This window comes from Amycolatopsis circi (genome assembly GCF_003385235.1).
GTDB classification, from domain to species: domain Bacteria; phylum Actinomycetota; class Actinomycetes; order Mycobacteriales; family Pseudonocardiaceae; genus Amycolatopsis; species Amycolatopsis circi.
Genome location: NZ_PQIA01000255.1, coordinates 1 through 4,945 on the forward strand (window position 1 = coordinate 1; position 4,945 = coordinate 4,945).

Sequence of the window (4,945 nt, forward strand, 5' to 3'; positions counted from 1 at the left end):
CATTAGCCCTGGCCGCACCGCCAAGCCCAAGCTGCCCGCCGAACACCTCCACTATCCGAGCCCGCAGCCCCTCACCGCCCCAAACCCCGCTGCCCGGCCAGTTCGCCGAACCCACGACTCGAGCCTCCGCTGCCCCCGCTTCGCCGTCCGCATTAGTCCGAGCCGCCTCGCCATGCCCGAACTGCCCGCCGAACCCGTCCGCCACGCGAACCTGCAGCCCTCACCATGTAGCCAAGTCCGAGCCACCCGCCAAGCCCGAGCCACCTCTCCAACCTGGCCGCCACGCGAACCTGCAGCCCTCGCCGCTTCGCCAAACCCGCCCACCACTCGAACTCGCGGCCCTCACCACCCCGACTCCCGCCTCCCGGCCAGCCCGACCCAAACCTGCCCGCACCCTCCGGCACCGAGTTCGTTAGCCTCTGTATCCGGCGAAATGCGTGTTCGGCGAATACCCGAACACCACGCCGCACCCGAACCTCGTGGACCTAGGGAGAGCAGTCGCAGTGCTCCGCACTCATCAAGCCGGCACTCTGCGTGCCGAGCAGGCCGGTCAGACCGTCACCCTCACCGGCTGGGTGGCGCGGCGGCGCGATCACGGCGGAGTCATCTTCATCGACCTCCGGGACGCCAGCGGCGTCGCGCAGGTCGTGTTCCGCGAGGGCGAGATGGCCGAGCGCGCGCACGCGCTGCGCTCCGAGTTCTGCGTGAAGGTCGTCGGCGAGGTGTCGCGGCGGCCCGAGGGCAACGCGAACCCCGACATCCCCACCGGCGACATCGAGGTGCTCGCCACCGAACTCGTCGTTCTGTCCGAGGCCGCTCCGCTGCCGTTCCCGATCGACGACCGGGTCGACGTCGGCGAGGAGGTCCGGCTCAAGTACCGCTACCTCGACCTGCGCCGCAGCGGCCCGGCGGCCGCTATCCGGCTGCGCAGCGAGGTCAGCCGCGTCGCGCGCGAGGTGCTGCACGGGCAGGACTTCGTCGAGATCGAGACGCCGACGATGACCCGTTCCACCCCGGAGGGCGCCCGCGACTTCCTGGTGCCCGCGCGGCTCAAGCCCGGCTCCTGGTACGCGCTCCCGCAGTCGCCGCAGCTGTTCAAGCAGCTGCTCATGGTCGGCGGCATGGAACGCTACTTCCAGATCGCCCGCTGCTACCGCGACGAGGACTTCCGCGCCGACCGGCAGCCCGAGTTCACCCAGCTCGACATCGAGATGAGCTTCGTCGAGCAGGACGACGTCATCGCGGTCGGCGAAGCGATCGTGAAGTCGCTCTGGAAGCTGGTCGGCCACGAGATCGCCACCCCGATCCCGCGGATCACCTACCGCGACTCGATGGCGAAGTACGGCTCCGACAAGCCGGACCTGCGCTTCGACCTCGAGATCACCGAACTCACCGACTTCTTCGCCGACACGCCGTTCCGCGTGTTCCAGGCCCCGTACGTCGGCGCGGTCGTCATGGCGGGCGGGGCCTCGCAGCCGCGCCGTCAGCTCGACGCCTGGCAGGAGTGGGCGAAGCAGCGCGGCGCGAAGGGCCTGGCGTACGTCCTGGTCAACGAGGACGGCACGCTCGGCGGCCCGGTTGCCAAGAACCTGTCCGAGACCGAGCGCGCGAACGTCGCGGAAGCCGCGGGCGCGAAGCCCGGCGACTGCATCTTCTTCGCCGCGGGCAAGGTTTCCGCCGCGCAGCCGCTGCTCGGCGCCGCGCGCGACGAGATCGGCCGCAAGCTCGGCCTGATCGACGAGGACGCCTGGTCGTTCGTGTGGGTCGTGGACGCGCCGCTGTTCGCGCCGGTCGAGGACATCGGCGACGACGTCGCGGTCGGTTCGGGCAAGTGGACCGCCGTGCACCACGCGTTCACCTCGCCGACGCCGGAGTGGATCGACAAGTTCGAGCAGGACCCGGGCAACGCGCTCGCCTACGCCTACGACCTCGTCTGCAACGGCAACGAGATCGGCGGCGGCTCGATCCGTATCCACCGCGAGGACGTCCAGAAGCGCGTGTTCGCGCTGATGGGCCTCGGCGAGGAGGAAGCGCAGGAGAAGTTCGGCTTCCTGCTCGAAGCGTTCCAGTTCGGCGCGCCCCCGCACGGCGGCATCGCGTTCGGCTGGGACCGCATCGTGATGCTGCTGGCCAAGGCCGACTCGCTGCGCGACGTGATCGCGTTCCCGAAGACCGGCGGCGGCTACGACCCGCTCACCGCGGCGCCCGCGCCGATCACCGCGCAGCAGCGCAAGGAAGCCGGGATCGACGCGAAACCGGCTGTCCCGCAGAGCAAATCGGCTGCCGCACCGCAAAACTAGTGCTGCACCTCAGGGCAATCTGCCCGCCGGAGCGCACTGACGAGACACTGGAGCTGCTGCGCACCCACCCGGGCGCGGCGCACCTGATCGTGCACCGCGGGGCGTCCGTCTCGCCTGAGGGCGACCTCGTCGAGGCGGACATCGCGCGGGAAGCGGCCGACGACATCGTCGACGCGTTGTGCACGCTCGGTCTCGACCGCACCGGCGGCATCACCATGGAATCGCTGGACACAGCGCTTTCCGATGCCGCCGACGCGGCCGAGGAAGCCGCTCCCGGCGAAGGCGCGGACGCGGTCGTGTGGCAGGAGCTGCTCGGCCGCACCGGCGAGGAATCGCGGTGGAACGCCACGTTCCAGGCGTTCCTCGCCATCGCGTGCCTGCTCGCCGCGGTCGGCGTGCTCACTGACTCGTCGGTCACGATCGTCGGCGCGATGGTAGTCGGGCCCGAGTTCGGCCCGCTCGCCGCGATCGCGGTCGGGGTGGTGCTGAGCCGCTGGGACCTGGTGCGCCGCGCCGGGCTCGCGCTGGCGGTCGGCTTCCCGGTCTCCATGGCGATCACGCTGCTCGGCGCGCTGCTCGGCAGCACGGCCGGGCTCTTCGACCCGCACGCGATCGTCAACAACCACCAGGTCGATTTCGTGTACCAGGTCGGGCCCGCGTCGTTCGTGGTGGCATTGCTCGCCGGGGCGGCCGGAATGCTCGCGATGACGTCGGCGAAATCGGCCGCGCTGGTCGGCGTGTTCATTTCGGTGACGACGGTTCCCGCGGCCGGTTACGCGATGGTCGCGGCGGTCGCCGGACGGTGGGACCGGACCGGTTTTTCGGTGCTGCAGCTGCTGGTCAACCTCTTCGGAATCGTTCTTGCTGCGGCCATTGTGCTGATAGTTCGCCGACGCAAGCAACGTTCCGAGGCGTTGTCGCGTCCGCTTTCCCGTGGGTGATTCAGGGCGCGTCCCGGCGCCCGGAACGTTGTGGTCATGGTTGCTCAGTCACGAGTAGGGTCGGTGACAATGACAGTCGACACCTCCTCCGCCGGCGACGCCGGAGTCCGGGCGGAAGCCGGGGAACTCGCCGTCGCCGCGGCCGTCGCGGCGGGCGAGGCGGTGCTCACGCGCCGGTTCGGGAGCGCGATCACGCTGGTCTCGCCGGAGCACCTCTCCGGAAGCGGACCGGCGACAGTCGTCCGGGCAAGGGTCGTGTCCTCCTCCTTCGCACTGCCGCGCACGCTGGTGGTGAAGCACTACCCGGACCCGCCGGAACCCGGCCGGGTCGATCCGTTCGCCCAGGAAGCCGTCAGCTACCAGCTGTTCACCGCGCTGGCCCCAGACGAGCGAATGTGCCCAGAACTCCTCGCCCACGACGGCGGCGACCGCGTGCTGGTCATCGAAGACCTGGGCCGCGCGCCCACGCTGCAGGACAAATTGGCCGCCCGCGACTCCCGCGCGGCCGAGCGAGCCCTGCTGTCCTGGGCACGCTCGCTGGGCCGCCTGCACGCCAGCACCGCCAGCCGAGAGGCCGATTTCAACGCCCTGCTGCGCCGCCTGGGCGGCCCGATCCGAACCGACAACGACGGCTTGACGGGTCTGGCCGACGACGTCGAAGAACTCCTCTCTGAGTTGCTCGACGTACCCGTCCCGGAAGCAGTCCGAGAACGCATCGCCGAAGCCACCGCCCAAGCCCGATCGGCGGCCTTCCGCGCCTTCAGCCCCGTCGAACTGGCCCCGGAAAACAACCTGGTCACCGGCTCTGGAGTCCGCTTCCTGGACTTCGAACGAGGCCGAGTCCGCACCGCCCTGGTCGACGCGTCGTGCCTGCGCCTGCCGTTCGTCTCGGACCCGCGCGCGATGGCGCTCCCCGCAGGCATGAGCGAGGCGATGATCGCCGCCTGGCGAGCCGAAATCGTAGATGTGTGGCCGTCCTTCGCCGACGACGTCGAACTGGCGAAGCAACTCACCATCAGCGAAATGCTGCAAGTCTGGCAAATCACCCGCGACCTGCTCCCGCACCTGAACCTGCGCAGGCACGCCACCCCGGTAAGCCGAGAGGCAGCCCTGGTCACATGGTGGCGCGAACTGGCAAGGCACGCGGGCTACTCACGCCTGACCGAGGTAGCCGAACACTCCACCCGAGTCGCCGCAGCCCTAGCCGCCCGCCTAGGCCCGCACGCCGACCTGGCCTTCTACCCAGCCTTCCGCTGACCCCCGCGCGCAGAGTCCGTGAGGGGAACCCTCACGGACTCTGAGTCCCTCAGGGTTCCCCTCACGACCCTCGAACGTCCGTGAGGGACCCCTTGAGGGAATTAGATTCCCTCAAGGGGCCCTTCACGGACCACCCGCCCGCTACCCAACCGCACCGCTGCACCCAACTCGCAGTGCACCCACACCACCCCCGCACCCCGATACGAAGCCAAAAATGCGGTCTGAGGGTGCTTGTCAAGGCATCTTTCCCGCCTTGACAAGCACCCTCAGACCGTCATCACAATCAGCTTCGGGGTGCCCCACGCACGACCGTGCGCAATGTCGCCGCCAGGCGACGAGCCGAATCAGAGCCACCCCCGAGCCCGCAAACTCCGCAAACCAGACCCCACCCCCGCCAAGTACCGGAAGTTCCCACCTCCGTCCATACCGCGTTACCTCCCCATCACC

At 69.5% G+C, this 4,945-nt stretch carries 4 protein-coding genes; 3 read left to right on the forward strand and 1 reads right to left on the reverse strand.

Features of this window, described 5'->3' with window-relative positions; genetic code table 11:
- Positions 1-205, reverse strand: a 205-nt coding sequence (locus tag D0D37_RS47720) for a hypothetical protein (RefSeq protein WP_208720573.1), incomplete at its 3' end; no start/stop codon positions are given.
- 298 nt (positions 206-503) lie between these two features.
- Between D0D37_RS47720 and aspS the strand changes: the two genes are divergently transcribed.
- The 3 genes from aspS to D0D37_RS45735 all read left to right on the forward strand — a co-directional run bounded on the left by aspS (position 504) and on the right by D0D37_RS45735 (position 4,498).
- Complete coding sequence (gene aspS, locus D0D37_RS45725) at positions 504-2,300, forward strand: aspartate--tRNA ligase (RefSeq protein WP_116206806.1); 1,797 nt, start codon at positions 504-506, stop codon at positions 2,298-2,300.
- The gene (locus tag D0D37_RS45730) at positions 2,300-3,241 is read left to right on the forward strand and encodes a DUF389 domain-containing protein (RefSeq protein WP_116206804.1); all 942 of its coding nucleotides are present in this window, start codon (positions 2,300-2,302) and stop codon (positions 3,239-3,241) included. The genes aspS and D0D37_RS45730 overlap by 1 nt, the downstream gene beginning before the upstream one ends.
- A gap of 69 nt (positions 3,242-3,310) precedes the next feature.
- Positions 3,311-4,498, forward strand: coding sequence for a phosphotransferase (locus D0D37_RS45735; protein WP_116206805.1), 1,188 nt, complete (start codon positions 3,311-3,313; stop codon positions 4,496-4,498).
- Positions 4,499-4,945: the final 447 nt, after the last annotated feature.

Bases quoted from the DNA above. Each gene is read 5' to 3' on its own strand.
- D0D37_RS45735 (WP_116206805.1), top strand. From the start codon at position 3,311: ATGACAGTCGACACCTCCTCCGCCGGCGACGCCGGAGTCCGGGCGGAA.